General features: G+C 65.5%; 8 protein-coding genes. 1 reads left to right on the forward strand and 7 read right to left on the reverse strand.

What is annotated here, in order from left to right; translation table 11 throughout:
* Nucleotides 1–10 precede the first annotated feature (10 nt).
* Entirely contained in the window at nt 11–2716 is a 2706-nt protein-coding gene (locus ACGGKE_RS15480) for a TonB-dependent receptor (protein WP_394442773.1), read from the reverse strand.
* A gap of 211 nt (nt 2717–2927) precedes the next feature.
* Entirely contained in the window at nt 2928–4403 is a 1476-nt protein-coding gene (locus ACGGKE_RS15485) for a diguanylate cyclase domain-containing protein (protein WP_394442777.1), read from the reverse strand.
* A 217-nt stretch (nt 4404–4620) separates the two neighbouring features.
* Here ACGGKE_RS15485 and katG point away from each other — a divergent pair, with 217 nt between their 5' ends.
* The gene (gene katG, locus ACGGKE_RS15490; RefSeq protein WP_394442780.1) at nt 4621–6828 is read left to right on the forward strand and encodes a catalase/peroxidase HPI; all 2208 of its coding nucleotides are present in this window, start codon (nt 4621–4623) and stop codon (nt 6826–6828) included.
* A 42-nt stretch (nt 6829–6870) separates the two neighbouring features.
* Here the strand turns inward: katG and ACGGKE_RS15495 are convergent, their stop codons facing one another.
* The 5 genes from ACGGKE_RS15495 to ACGGKE_RS15515 form a co-directional block, all read right to left on the reverse strand.
* Entirely contained in the window at nt 6871–9849 is a 2979-nt protein-coding gene (locus tag ACGGKE_RS15495) for an LpqB family beta-propeller domain-containing protein (RefSeq protein WP_394442783.1), read from the reverse strand.
* A gap of 13 nt (nt 9850–9862) precedes the next feature.
* Nucleotides 9863–11713, reverse strand: a complete 1851-nt coding sequence (locus tag ACGGKE_RS15500; protein WP_394443116.1) for a gamma-glutamyltransferase family protein — start codon at nt 11711–11713, stop codon at nt 9863–9865.
* An 88-nt stretch (nt 11714–11801) separates the two neighbouring features.
* Entirely contained in the window at nt 11802–12776 is a 975-nt protein-coding gene (locus ACGGKE_RS15505) for a FecR family protein (RefSeq protein ID WP_394442786.1), read from the reverse strand.
* Entirely contained in the window at nt 12712–13335 is a 624-nt protein-coding gene (locus ACGGKE_RS15510) for an RNA polymerase sigma factor (protein ID WP_394443118.1), read from the reverse strand. Before ACGGKE_RS15510 ends, ACGGKE_RS15505 begins: the two co-directional genes overlap by 65 nt.
* 33 nt (nt 13336–13368) lie before the next feature.
* Nucleotides 13369–13491 carry a hypothetical protein gene (locus ACGGKE_RS15515; protein ID WP_394442789.1) on the reverse strand — a complete coding sequence of 41 codons (123 nt, stop codon included), beginning with the start codon at nt 13489–13491 and terminating at the stop codon, nt 13369–13371.
* Nucleotides 13492–13563 lie beyond the last annotated feature (72 nt).

Genomic DNA, 13563 nt, shown 5'->3' on the forward strand with positions numbered 1-13563 from the left:
GTGAGGCCGATCACAGTTTCAGGCGGACACCGCCATAGACGCGGCGACCGAAGGTTTCGATGATCGTGCGGCGATAGACGCTGTTCGCATTTTCCTTGCGCGTGGCGTCGAGCAGGTTGACGCCTTCGAGGAAGAAGGAGACGCCGGGCATCACGGTGATGTTGAGCGAGGCGTCAAGCTGGCCATAGGCTTCGCCAAACTCCGGATTGCCGCCGCGACCGGCCGCGTTGATCAGATATTTGGAGCGCCAGTTGTAAGCGCCGCGCAGGCTGACGACATCATCCTCATAATAGGCCGAGATATTATAGCTGTGGCGCGAAAGGCCCTGGAACGGCAGGGAGTCCCCAGTGAAGCGGTCCACGCCTTCATAACCGCTGTCCTTCGAATAGGTATAGTTGGCGATTACGCCCATCTGCTTGAGGAACGGTACGTCGATAAAGTCGAAGGCGATTTGCGCGCCCGCTTCCACGCCGTTGATCGTCACCTTCTGCGTGCCGTTGGTGGGCACGGTGATGGTGTAGGTGACGCCGGTGGCGGGATCGGTATAATCCTCGGTCGTGTTCTGGATGAAGCTGCTGATTTCCTTGCGGAAATAAGTGACCGACGCGAAGCTGGTCGCGTTGATATAATATTCGAGGCCCGCATCATATTGGCGCGCGCGGAAGGGCTCGAGCCCCGGATTGCCGCGCGACCCGGTGAGGCCGACGACATCGAGCGTGAAGCGCGGCGCAAGCTGCTGCGGCAGGGGCCGGGCCATGACTTCGGTCGCGGTGACGCGCGCCATCAGCTTGTTCGGGATGAGTTCCGCCTTCAGGTTGAGCGAGGGCAGGAATTCCGTGTTCTTGCTGTCATAGGCGACCGGCGAGACGACGCCGGCCTGGCTGAGATAGCCCGAGGTATCGACCTGCGTGTTCACCACGCGTGCGCCGATCACGCCGCTGACGGGGACGGCGCCCACGTCGAAGGCGAAGGACGCCTGGGCAAAGCCGGCGATGTTGCGCTCGCCCACTTCCCAGGTGTCTGTGAAGACCTGGCACGTGCCGCCGGGGCGGGTGGGGCAGCCGCCCTCCTCGAACGGATCGGGCACGCCGATCGCGTTGGCGACGCCCTGCGTCATGTTGAGCCACGCCTGATAGCCGTCGTTGAAACCGAGATCGCCGGTGTGGAAGAAGGGCGAGCTGCCGAGCGACGCATAGCCGAGGGCAGCATTGATCTGCGCCTGCGCCGCCGGATCGGAAAAGCCGTTGAGCACCGTCGAGCGATTGAAGAATTTGCTGGTGACGGTGAGGTCGCGATACTGGCCGCCGATCTTGATCGAGGTCAGGACGCCGCCGTCGGGCTTATATTCCGCATCGAGCTTGGCCATTTTTTCGGTCTGATTGTCGTAGCGCGGGCGGCGCAGGACGGTCAGCTGGTTGATGCCGGCGCGAGTCGTGGGATCATTGGGCAGGATGATGTTGGGCGCATTCTGGCCATTGGCATAGTCGACGATCAGGCTGTCCATGCCAGTTACCGCGGCGGTGGCGTTGATCTCGTTATTATAGGCCTTGGCCTTGGCGTAGGAGATTTTGGGCGTCAGCGTCAGCTTGCCCGTGGTCCATTCCGCGCCGAGCGCCAGATTATAGGTGGTGCGGCGAATGTCGCCCAGGATGTTGCGGTAGGAAACGCCCAGCTGACTGGTCTGCGCCAGCGCGGGATTGTTGGTCATTTCCAGATGCTGGACCGTATTGTCCGGCCCGATGATCGTGTTTTCGGTGTCGACGATGCCGCCGCTGGTGCCGGTCTGCAGATATTGCGAGGTGACCGACTGGTTGGAGCGGGTCCAGTTGGCTTCCAGATAGGTCTTGAAGTCGTCGCTCGGGCGCCATTCCAGGATACCGTTCAGCGCATAGCGCCGCGTTTCGAGGCGGTTGATGACATAGCGCGGAATGTCGGGGAAGAAGTCGCCGACGCCATCCTCGTTGAGGTCGTAGAGATCGCCATCGGGATCCCGTAGCTGCACCCAGCCGGTGGTGCGGGCCTGATGGCTTTCGACATTGCGGTTCTCGAACGTGCCCGACACCAGCACGCCAAGCGTGCCGTCGGCGAAGGTGTCGCTGCCGATGATGGCGAGGCGCGGGTCCATATGGTCGCCAATGTCGGCATAGATGGCCTGGGCGGAGCCGGCGAGATAGGGCTTGCCGCCATTGTCGAACGGCCGGCGCGTGATGATGCGCACGGTGCCACCGACGCCGCCTTCGGTCATGTCGGCGGTCGCGGACTTCACGACTTCCAGCCGGTTGACGAATTCGGACGGCAGGTCGCGGAAATCGACGTCGCGGCCACCGCCGACCGTGGTCGAGAGCGCGGTCGTGCCGTTGATTTCGACGCGGTTGAGGCTGGGATCGGCGCCGCGGATGGTGACGCCCGCGCCTTCGCCATCGGCGCGCGAAATCTGCACGCCGGTCACGCGCTGGAGCGCTTCGCCGATATTCTTGTCCGGGAACTTGCCGATATCCTCGGCCGAGATGGCGTCGAGCACCTGGGGCGCGTTGCGCTTGGCGTTGAGCGCGCCCTGAAGGCTGGAGCGGATGCCGGTGACGACGATGTCGGCGACCGCATCATCCTGCGCGGCCTGATCCTGGGGCGCGACCTCCTGCGCGGCGAGGGCAAGCGGCGTCACAGCCGCCAGCGCCGCATAGGAAATTGTCGCAAGTTTCACATAACGCAACCGCACCGGTCATCCTCCCTAATACCAATATTCCACATATTGGACATTGATTGCGTTATTTGGAAAACATCAGAGGGGGTTGTCAAGAAAGAGTTTCGCGGAAGTCGCCCAACCGCCAGCGACCGCGATCAAATGAGCCGCGGCGGCGACGAACGTCAGCGATGAGGCGAGACCCATATGCTGCACGCAGGCCCGAACAGCGCAGAAGGTTGCAGCCCTAGGCCTGGATCGCGTCTGAGCTGGCGCGCAGGATCGGCGTGTCGAGGCCGAAGATCCGCCCCGACCCGCGCAGGTGCCGCTTGGCCTGATACAGCGCCAGATCGGCGCGGCGCATCAGTTCCATCTGCGTGGCGTCCGGCCCGTCCGCCAGCGCGGCGCCGACGGTGGCGGAGACGGCGCGCGTCTCGCCATCCTGGGTGATCGACACCTGAAGCTGATCCAGAACCCGCTGGACGTAGGTGCCCAGCTCCGCGCAGTCGCGCGGGCGCGTGACCAGCAAGGCGAATTCGTCGCCGCCCAGCCGTGCCGGGAAGGCGTTGGCCATGGAGCCTGCGCGCATTCGCTGCGCGATCGCCTTCAATATCTCGTCGCCCGCGGCATGACCGAAACTGTCATTGACCGCCTTGAACCCGTCGAGGTCCATCAGCAGCAGCGCCACCGGTTCGCGCTGCGACTTCGATGCCGCCAAAATCTCGGCGAAGCGCTGTTCGAAGCAGGCGCGATTGGGCAGGCCGCTCAGGCTGTCGGTGCTGGCGCTGTGGCGCAGTTCCTCCTCGCGCAGATGACGGTCGGTCACGTCCTGGAACACGCCGATGATGGCGGCCGGCCGCTCATGCCGGAACTCGATCTCGCCGATGCTGCGGACACGGCGCAGGCGACCGTCGGCAGCGATCATGTCGGATTCGAAGTCGAACCCTTTGCCCGTGCGCATAGCCTTCTGCAGGCGCTTTCGGATCAGTCGCCCCTCCTCCGCCGTGTAGAAGCCAAGCGCTTCCTCCAGCCCAGGGGTGGAGCCGATCGGCAGGCCATGGATGACATAGACCTGATCGGACCATTGCAGCACGCCATCGTCGAGCGAAAGCCGCCAGGAACCGATGCTGGCCAGCTTTTCCGCCTGGCGCAACAGGCGGTGCTGGCCATCGAGTATCTCGGCGCGCTCCTCGGCCAGTTCAGCGAGATATGTCGCGTCCTCCGCCGTGGCGTGCGCGCGCAGCAGGCTTTCGGCGACCGCGGCAAGATCGCGCAGCGTGGCCAAGTCGCGCGACGAGAGATGGCGGGGCTTGGTGTCGATGACGCAGAAGGAGCCGAGGGCCGGCAGCGTGTCGGAATGGCCGTCATGATGCGGGCGCAGCGGCACGCCGGCATAGAAGCGGATATGGGGTTTGCCCAGCACGAGCGGATTATCGGCGAAGCGCGGATCGGCGCGGGCATCCTCGATCAGCAACACATCATCTTCATGGATGGTGTGCGCGCAAAAGGCCTGGCTGCGGGGCGTTTCGCGCACCTGGCCCAGGCCCTGGGCCGATTTGAACCATTGGCGGTCCTGATCCACCAGCGATACCAGCGCAATGGGACAGTCGAGCAGCCGCTGCGCCAACGCGGTCAAGGCGTCGAATTCCCGCTCCGGCGGCGTATCGAGGATGTGGAAGCTCGCCAGCTTGCGCAGGCGGGCGTCCTCCAACGTCTGGTGCATGCGCCCTGAATCCTTATTGTCGAATAGTTTAGCCTATAATCCTAAGATATGATTACTGATCCGTCGGATCATCGCCGATCCAGCTCCGCCGATCCTAACGTCTGTTCGCCTGCGCTTGTCACTGTCAGCGGTTTTTCCGATTTCTTCCATAGTGGAAAGGGGGCGTATAACCCGTGCGCCGCCCAAGTGAGCGGCCGACCGAGAGAGGAGTCAATCCATGGACGCAAGGACGAGTGGAAGCCCCCTGAGCGATCCTCGCAAGGAGCCCGCCGCGATGCGCAGCCTGCTGGGCCGCACCAACCGGGACTGGTGGCCCAACCAATTGTCGCTGGACATCCTCCATCAGCAGGGCCGCACCGGCAATCCGATGGGCGATGATTTCAACTATGCCGAGGAATTCCAGACGCTGGACCTGGCCGCGGTGAAGCGCGACCTGACCGCGCTGATGACCGACAGCCAGCCCTGGTGGCCGGCGGACTATGGCCATTATGGGCCTTTCTTCATCCGCATGGCGTGGCACAGCGCGGGCACATACCGCACCGGCGACGGGCGCGGCGGCGCATCGTCGGGAACGCAGCGCTTCGCGCCGCTCAACAGCTGGCCCGACAACGCAAATCTGGACAAGGCGCGTCGCCTGCTCTGGCCGATCAAGCAGAAATATGGCCGCAAGCTGAGCTGGGCGGACCTGCTGATCCTGGCGGGCAATGTCGCCATCGAGTCGATGGGCGGACCCGTCTTCGGCTTTGGCGGCGGGCGCGAGGACGTGTTCGAGCCGGAAAAGGACATTTACTGGGGCACGGAGGAATTCTGGGTCGGCCAGGAAGGCAATCTGACCCGCATCGACGAGGAAGAGGGCCGCGCGCTCGAAAGCCCGCTCGCCGCGATCCAGATGGGCCTCATCTACGTCAACCCCGAAGGGCCCGGCGGCAAGCCCGACCCGATCCAGTCGGCCCGCGACATCCGCGAAACATTCTCCCGGATGGGGATGAACGACGAAGAGACGCTCGCGCTGACCGCGGGCGGCCATACATTCGGCAAATGCCACGGGGCGGGCGACGCGTCGCTGGTCGGCGCGGAGCCAGAGGGCGCGGACATCGCGCAACAGGGACTGGGCTGGCAGAGCGGCCATGAAAGCGGCATCGGCGACCATACCATCACCAGCGGTCTGGAAGGCGCCTGGACCCCGACGCCGATCCAATGGTCGATGAACTATTTCCGCATGCTGCTCGAATATGACTATGAGCTGGTGAAGAGCCCGGCGGGCGCGCATCAGTGGCAGCCCATCAACCAGAAGCCGGAAGACATGGCGCCCGGCGCGCACAGCCCCGACAAGCGGTTGCCCACGATGATGACGACCGCCGACATGGCGTTCAAGATGGATCCCAAATATCGGGAGATCGCCGAGCGTTTCTACGCAAATCCCGATCAGTTCGCGGACGCCTTCGCCCGCGCCTGGTTCAAGCTGACGCATCGCGACATGGGGCCCAAGGTCCGGTATCTGGGGCCGGACGTGCCCGAAGAGGACCTGATCTGGCAGGACCCGGTGCCTGCCGGTCCGGTGCTGAGCGACGCCGATGTCGCGACGCTGAAGGACAAGATCGCGGCGAGTGGCCTCAGCATCAGCCAGCTCGTCAAGACCGCCTGGGCATCGGCCGCGACCTATCGCGACTCCGACAAGCGCGGCGGCGCCAATGGCGCGCGCATCCGCCTGGCCCCGCAAAAGGACTGGGACGTCAACGAACCCGAAGAGCTGGCGAGCGTGCTGGCGGTCTATGAAGGCATCCAGAGCGATTTCGGCGGCGGCGTCAGCATCGCCGACCTGATCGTGCTGGGCGGCAATGTCGGCGTCGAGATGGCGGCGAAGGCAGCCGGCCATGACCTCAGCCTGCCCTTCGCATCGGGCCGCGGCGACGCGTCGCAGGACCAGACCGACGCCCACAGCTTCGAGCCGCTGGAGCCTAAGGCCGATGGCTTCCGTAATTATCTGCAGGTCAGCTTCAACGTGCCGACCGAGGAGCTGATGGTGGATCGCGCCCAGCTGCTGGGCCTGAGCGCCCCCGAAATGGTCGTGCTGGTCGGCGGGCTGCGCGTGCTGGGCGCCAATCATGGCGGCACGCCCCATGGCATGCTGACGGATCGGCCGGGGCAACTGACCAACGACTTCTTCATCAACCTGCTCGACATGGGCACGGCGTGGAAGGAAGTGGATGATCGCGGCGACGAGGTGTTCGTCGGCACCGACCGGGCGAGCGACGAGGAACGGTGGACCGCCACGCGCACCGACCTGGTGTTCGGGTCCAATTCGCAGCTGCGTGCGCTCTCCGAAGTCTATGCCGCGGCGGACGCCGGCGACAAGTTCGTCGCCGATTTCGCCCGCGCCTGGACCAAGGTGATGAACGCCGACCGCTTCGACCTCAAGGCGTGACGATCGGCCGCCGGGACTCCCTGCGCGCCCCGGCGGCTTTCCTTATTGCACGGCGGCGATCAGGTCCGCCACCTGGTGGACGACCCCGTTCGCGACCACCGTCCGCACCTTGAACGTGTTGGCGATGTCCTCGCGCGGATCGCCCTCAATCAGCGCGATGTCGGCGAGCTTGCCCGGCTCCAGCGTGCCGGCGTCGAGATTGAGCGCGCGGGCGGAATTGATCGTCGCCGTCTGCAGCGCCTGGAACGGCGTCAGGCCGCCATCCACATAGGAGGCGATCTCCGCATGGAGATTGGTGGCGATCATCGTGTCGGTCCCCGCCACCACCTGGGTGCCGGCATCATACATCTTCTTCATGGAAAGGAGACCGCCTTGCAGCAACGGCCCGACGATGCGCGCCATCGCGTCATCATCCTTCGTCACGGTTTCCCGCGCCCAGCTGGGGTACAGCTTGACGCGCGGATCGTCGCGATAGGCGGGATGCTTTTGCAGATAGCCGGTCAGCGCCCCGAAATTGGTGGGGGTGAGCGTCCGCCGGCTCTGCCCGAACAGCTGGATCACATCCTCATAGGCCATGCCGCCCGGCCCCTGCTTGGGCGAATAGCCGCGCCGGCTGGTCGCGCCCATATGTTCGGTGCCGTCGACCCCGGAATAGGCGGCGGGGAAGATTTCATGGCCTGACACGGGAATGCCCATGGCGTGCGCCGCCTCGACAATGCGCCGCTGATAGATGTCAGGCATGCGCACATAGCTTTTCTGAATGTCATATTTAAGCGCGCGAGCGCGGGCCAGTTCGCGTTCAAGATGCGCCGGGCTGGAGACGGCGATACCCATCTTGTAATAGACGCGCTGCCATTCGAGCAGGGGCCCGCCGGTATAGAGGCGCGGGCTGATCCGCACGCCCGCCTCCGCCGCCTCGCGATCCTCGACCGCGTCATAGACTTGGGTGCCCGGATCGCGCACGGTGGTGATGCCATAGGCGAGCCACGCCTTTTCGAGGTTCGATCCGAAGTCCTTCTGGATATGGGAGTGAAATTCGATGAGGCCGGGGATGGCGGTCAGGCCGCTGGCGTCGACATAGCGCGCGCCCGCATCGCTTTTCGCCGGATCATGATCGCGAATGGCGGTGATCCGGTTGCCGTCGATCACGATGTCCTTGTTCGTCTGCGTCACGTCGCGCACCGAATCGACCAGCGCGCCGACATGGATGATGGTGCGGCCCGTGGGCTTGGCGAGGCGATAGCTGAGGTCGATCGGCACGTCGGTGATGACGCCAGTTTCCATGTCGATCGTCTTGAGCATCTCGTTCGACTGGAAGAGGATGGTCTTCGCGTCCCGGCTCCAGGTCGGGTAGAAGGCGATGTCGGACGTGTAGGCGCGGGCGGGACCCATCGGCCTGGCGTCCGCGTCCACCGACCAGATTTTCAGCAGCCCTTCGTAGATGCCCGCCATCTTCGTCCCGTCGGGCGACCAGACCGGGCCGCTGCCGCTGCGCGTGTCGAGCGACATATTCTCCTGCGGGACCTGCCAGAAGGGCTTGGTCTTGCCATCGACGGGGATGACATAGACTTGGTTGGTGCCTTCCCGGAAGCTGTTGGAATATTTGTAGGACAGGCTGATCGCGAGATATTTGCCGTCGGGTGACCAGCTGGGGCTGCCGGGCTGTCCCAGCGACGTCTGAAGCCGAGTCACGGCGCCGGTGGCGACATCGACGACGCACACGCCCGCCACACCCCAGCGGCCATCGACGTCCATGAAGGCGATCTGCCTGCCATCGGGCGACCAGGCCGCGCCGAGCGGCTGGGTGTCCATGCTGGTCAGTTGCCGGTCCTTGCCGGTCCTCAAGTCCCTAATGAACAATTGCGGCAGGCCGCCTACGCGATCGGAGGAAAAGACGATGCTCTGGCCGTCGGGCGACCAGTCGGCATCGGCGTCGAGCGCGGCGTCCTTCGTCAGGTTTTCGGGCGTTCCGCCCTTTGAAGAGACGACATAGAGATCGCCGAGCGCGACGAAGGCGATGCGGCTGCCATCGGGCGACAGGCGCGGGTGCGTGATGCCCAGCGCCTTGCGCGGCTGGGTGGAATCCCAGTCCCGCTTGGCGCGGGCATAGACGGGGCGGACGACTTCGAGCGTGGCGGCGAAATCGACGGTGGACTTGCGCGAACCGCCATGGCGGATCCGGCCGTCCGACACATAATGATAGTCGCCGCGCGCGCCCCAGGAGACGCGAAAGGGAAAGACATTTTCCGTGCCGCTCACCATCTGGTCGTCGATGTACAAGTGGCTCCCCGACGCGTCCTGCACGACATAGGCGAGTTGGCCGGCCGGGCCGAAGGCGGGGGCGTCGGCCTTGCCATCCACCTTGCGGAGCAGGCTTTCCCGGCCGGTGGCGAGATCAGTGGCATAAAGCGCGCCGCCCATCATGCCCTCCGCCCCGACATAGGCGATACGCCTGCCGTCAGGCGACCAGCTGGGCAGCCGGTCCTCGCGCGGGTCGCGGCTCACCTGCTTCAGCGCGCCGGTCGCGACGTCCATGATCCAGATGTCGTAATTGCCGCTACGGTCGGAGGAAAAGGCGATGGTGCGGCCATCGGGTGAATAGACCGGCTCGCGATCGTCATAGGCGCCTTCGGTCAGCTTGCGCATGTCGCTGCCGTCGGGCCGGATCGTCCAGAGATCATAGCCGCCGTCGCGATAGGCGAAATAGAGGAGGTGCGATCCATCGGGCGCCCAGACGGGCTGGCGCGCATCATTGAAATAGTCGGTGATCCGCTTCGCCTTGCCACCGGCGGCCGGGATGATCCAGAGGCTGCCCTGCAGGTCGACCGCCAGCCATTTGCCGTCGGGCGAGGCCGACACCGCCATGGACGTGCCTTCATGCACGTCGAAGGCGATCGGCTTTTCACCGCCAGGCGGTGGGAGATTGGCAGGGGGGAGATTGGCGGGCTGGGTCTGTGCCACGGCAGGCGCGATGGCGCCGATCCACAACAGGCAGGCGAGCGCCCTGAGCGATGATGTCATGCCGTTTCCCCCTTCACCAACCAAAGACATAGCGTTCGCGGCGGACGTCCGCTGCGCCGCGCAGGGTGCCGGTTTCGGGCACGACGCCCGCCGCGACGATGCCGGTGGAGACGCCGAACGGCCCGAGCACGTCCAGCTTGTGCCCGCGCGCCGCCAGGCCATCGCGCACCGCCTGGGGCACCCGATCCTCGATCTCCAGCACGCCCGGCTCATCCTTCTTGATCGCGAAGGAGCCATGGAAATGGCTGGAATTGATGCGCGGCGCCTCGATCGCGGCCTGGAGCGGCTGGCCGAAGGCGAGCACGCGCAGCAACACGTTCATGATCTGCTGGTCCTGATTGTCGCCGCCCGGCGTGCCGATGGCGAGATAGGGCGCGCCGTCCTTCATCACCAACGAGGGCGAGAGGGTGGTGCGCGGCCGCTTGCCCGGCGCCAGGACATTGGGGCTTTCGGGATCGAGATCGAACACGGTCATGCGGTTGCTCATCGGCACGCCGGTGTCGCCGGCGATATAGGCGCCGCCCAGCATCCAGCCCGAGCTGGGCGTGCAGCTGAAGAGATTGCCGTGCCGGTCCACCACCTCGATCGCGGTGGTGTCAGCGGTGGGCACCGGCGGCTTTTTGAGCATGTGCGGCGTGAAGGCGGGCGTCGGGCGCTCTCCCCCTTCCATCGCCCAGGGGTCGCCATAGCGATGGTCGAGCGAAGCCTTGACCCCGATCAGCTTGGCGCGCTGCGCGGCATAGGCCTTGGACAGCAGAGCCTTGCCCGGCACGCGCGCGAAGTCGGGATCGCCGAAATAGGCGTTGCGATCATCGAAGGCGAGCTTGATCGCCTCGGCAAGCGTATGGAGATAAGCTTCGCCGCCCGGCTCCATCGCCGCGATGCCGGCCGCCTCCGCAATATTGAGCGCGATCAGCAGCGCCGGGCCCTGGCTCCAGAAGCCGCCCTTGCAGACGGTATAGCCGAACACGTCAGTGGTCAGCGGCGCTTCCACCTTGCTCTGATATGCGGCGATGTCGGCATAGCGCATGAGGCCGCCATCCGCCTCCATCGCGGCGCCGATGGTGCGGGCGATATCGCCCTTGTAGAAAGCGTCGCGCCCGGCCTGGATCGCGGCGTTGCGATCCTTAGTCCGAGTGAAGGCGGCCTTGTCCGCCGCCGCGATCGTCCGCATCGTGCGGGCGAGATTGGGCTGGCGGAAGATGTCGCCAACCCTGGGCAGCGCCCCGCCGGGATAATAGGTGTCATAGGCGGTCTTGTATTTGGCCGTCGCCTTCTGCTGGCTGGCGAACACCTCCGCCAGGAAATTATACATGACGAAGCCATCGGCCAGCTGGATCGCCGGCTGCATGACCTGGTCGAGGGTCATCGTGCCGTTGAGCTGCAGAGCTCGCGCCATCGCGTCGACCATGGCGGGAATGGTGCCCCCCATGGGGCCGTTGCCGGGGATCATGCCGAGGCTGGCGAAGCGGTCAGGCGTGGCGAGCGCGGGGGCGGTCCCCTGCCCGTTGATGACCGATATTTTCCTGGCGCCGCTGTCGTAGATGATGGTCGGCGCTTCGCCGCCGAAGCCGAAATGGGAGATTTCGGTGACGGCGGCGGCAAAGACGGCAGCGACGCCCGCGTCCGTCGCATTGCCGCCGGCCATCAGCATCTGCGTGCCCGCGGCGACCGCATAATGACGCCCGGCGGCAACGATGCCGAAGTCGCCGACGATTTCGGGGCGCAGCGTCTCCCCGGCGCTGACCAGGCGCGTGGGTTCGGGCGGCGGCGTCTGCGCCTGGGCGGCAGGCGCCAGCGGCAGGCCGGCCGCCAGCGCGGTGCCGCCGCTCACCGCCCAGGCACCAAGCGCGCGGCGGCTCATTCCCGCAAGCGAGTCATCTGTCTTCATGGTCGCGTCTCCCCCGCTCCACATGCGTGCGTGGAGCCCAAATTTGGTCCAGCCCGATGGATCAGGTCGGGCTGATCAGGATGCTGTTGCCATCGATCCGGGCGACGACCCCCAGGCTTTGGGCCACCGCCTCGGCAAAGCCGCGCGGATCATTGGCCACGAACAGGCCCGTGATCGTTTCCTGCGCCAGCGCCGGATCGGCGATGACGATGCGCTCGTCATTATAGCGCGCGAACTGGGCCGCGGCGCTGGCGAGCGTGGTGTCGCGAAAGGCGATCTTGCCTTCGCGCCAGTACAGCTCCTGCTCGATCGTTTCCGGCGCGATCGCGGCGGTTTCGATCGGCGTGGCGGCGCGCGGGTCGACCATGGCGCGCATCCCTTGCGCCACGCGGACCGGGGCCGCGCGCGCCTCGCTCACCTCGACCACGCCTTCGCTGACGATGACGTCGATAGGGCGGCGCGCTTCGTGCCGCACGGTGAAGGCGGTGCCGACGGCGCGCACCCGCGCATCGCCGGCGACCACGACGAAGGGCCGCGCCGCATCCTTGGCGACATCGAACAAGGCTTCGCCGCCACGCAGGTAAATGGTGCGCTGTTCGGCGGTGAACTGCACATCGATGCCGCTCGCGGTGTTCAGGTTGACGATGCTGCCGTCGTCGAGCGCGATGCGCAGCATTTCGCCCTTGCCGGTCGCATAATGCTGGCCCTGTCCAAGGAGGCCGAGGCCCACCGCCCCGACCGCCGACGCGGCGAGCGCCATGCCTGCGTTACGCAGAAGCGTGCGGCGATCGAGCGCGGAAGGGCGCGTCGCGACCGGCGCATCCTCATGCGGCGCGTCGTCCTGGGCCGGCTGCGCCAGCTCCACCCGCGCCAAGGCCGCGCGCGCCATCGCCCAGGCGCCGAGCCTGCGGCTGTCGCCCGCCAGCCAGGCATCGAGATCGGCCGTCTCCGCCGCAGTCAGGACGCGCGCGTCAAGCCGGGCCGCCCACATGGCCGCCTGTTGCTCGATCTGCGCACTGCTTTCCCTGACTGTCATATCGCTCCGCATCTGGAATTTGGTCATTAGACGCGGCTTGGCCGGATTTTCCGCCACGTCCGAAAATATTTATCAGATGCCGGATGCCGCGGCCGACATGCTTTTCCACCGTGCTTTCGGAAAGGCCCAGCTTTTGCGCGGTTTCCCGCTGCGAAAGGCCCTGCACCTTGCGCAGGAGGAAGGCTTCGCGGCATTTGGCCGGGAGCTGGGCGATGGCATCGGCGACGAGGCGAAACTCCTGGCGCTGTTCCGCCTGGATGTCGGGCGGCAGGTCGTCCGCCCGGAAGCCTAGCTGTTCGATCTCGCTGAGCGAGTCCAAGGACACGACCGGCGCGCGGCGCACTTCGGTGGCGACGACCGACAGGGCGGCGCGGAAGAAATAGGCGCGCGGATTTTCGATATGATCGACCGCCGCCAGGCCGGCGAGCTTTGCATAGGTTTCCTGGATCACGTCATCGACCAGGAAACCATGCTGGATGCGCCCCGACAGCCAGCGCCGGAGCGCCGGTTCATGCGGACATATGTGGCGCGCCAGCCAGAAGGCCCTGCTGTCCTGAATCGGTTTGTCCCTTCCCCTAGAAGATCGTGACTATCAACGAAGCGCCCCCACAAATCCGCCGTAGCGCAGCGAATAGATGCGCATGAAAAAAATGTGACGGCGGCAATGGCGGATAATCGGCCCGCCGCTGTCTTTCAGAATGAGACCAGCGGCCATGCGGGCTGGTCCGGGAGGATGCCGAGGCTTTCCACGAGGAAAGCCGCAAGGGCGTCGGCCGGCAGCAAACCG

The organism is Sphingobium naphthae, from assembly GCF_043589935.1.
GTDB classification, from domain to species: domain Bacteria; phylum Pseudomonadota; class Alphaproteobacteria; order Sphingomonadales; family Sphingomonadaceae; genus Sphingobium; species Sphingobium naphthae_A.

Excerpts from the sequence above, each read along its gene's own strand:
- ACGGKE_RS15495 (WP_394442783.1), bottom strand. The coding sequence starts at position 9,849 with ATGACATCATCGCTCAGGGCGCTCGCCTGCCTGTTGTGGATCGGCGCC.
- ACGGKE_RS15500 (WP_394443116.1), bottom strand. The coding sequence starts at position 11,713 with ATGAGCCGCCGCGCGCTTGGTGCCTGGGCGGTGAGCGGCGGCACCGCG.
- katG (WP_394442780.1), top strand. The coding sequence starts at position 4,621 with ATGGACGCAAGGACGAGTGGAAGCCCCCTGAGCGATCCTCGCAAGGAG.
- ACGGKE_RS15515 (WP_394442789.1), bottom strand. The coding sequence starts at position 13,491 with ATGGCCGCTGGTCTCATTCTGAAAGACAGCGGCGGGCCGATTATCCGC.
- ACGGKE_RS15485 (WP_394442777.1), bottom strand. The coding sequence starts at position 4,403 with ATGCACCAGACGTTGGAGGACGCCCGCCTGCGCAAGCTGGCGAGCTTC.
- ACGGKE_RS15505 (WP_394442786.1), bottom strand. The coding sequence starts at position 12,776 with ATGACAGTCAGGGAAAGCAGTGCGCAGATCGAGCAACAGGCGGCCATG.